The 614-nt window shown below is 38.1% G+C and carries 1 protein-coding gene; it reads left to right on the top strand.

The genetic code is table 11. The annotated features are described in order from the left end of the window. Positions 1-422 precede the first annotated feature (422 nt). The gene (locus QZ269_RS13420) at positions 423-551 is read left to right on the top strand and encodes a hypothetical protein (protein ID WP_291427190.1); all 129 of its coding nucleotides are present in this window, start codon (positions 423-425) and stop codon (positions 549-551) included. The last annotated feature ends 63 nt before the right edge of the window (positions 552-614 follow it).

Below are 614 nucleotides of genomic sequence, written 5' to 3'. Positions count from 1 at the left end.
AATCTTTATCTTCTTCCTCTTCTTTTTGTGAATTGTGAGAGTGCGTTAAAAACGACTTCTCGATGGTATCTTTCGGCGGACCGTTGGTAAAGCCAACACCTGCATAAACAGTTGGCAAACCATCTGGTAGTGACCCGGATGCCATTTTTTAACGCGCAGTCATATCGGCCTGTAGGTGTCCTGAAGACATTTTCACATCTACTTCGGGGTTGTTCTTCTGGATATCGGACGTGGTCATCGTCGGTTTTCGGCATCGACCCGGAAGTGTTTGCGCTAACAGTGGCATACACGTCATCTGTTGCAGTGCCATTTTTCACGAGAAAACGGAAAATGTTGAAAAACGGTTCATAGAATCATCAGTATTCAAGGCGGCGTCATAACCCAAAAACACTTAGAATGAATTTTTTTTTTAATATAAGGAAATGATTTTTCATAATAAAGAAAAACTCAGAATGCAAATTTTTGTTGCGGTTGCTGCTGCTGTTGTTATTTTTGATTGGATCGCGTCTCGGATTATCGCAAAAAGAGAAACTATAAAAGAATTTTTTTAGTTGTTTATTGTTATTCGTTAGAAAAAAGGCGTTAAGAAAAATTAATTTCTTTATTTCTTTGTT

The organism is Deinococcus sp., assembly GCF_018260405.1.
In the GTDB taxonomy this organism is placed as follows: domain Bacteria; phylum Deinococcota; class Deinococci; order Deinococcales; family Deinococcaceae; genus Deinococcus.
The sequence above is the reverse complement of the archived record's forward strand: the minus strand, read 5'-3'. Positions and strand labels throughout refer to the sequence as shown.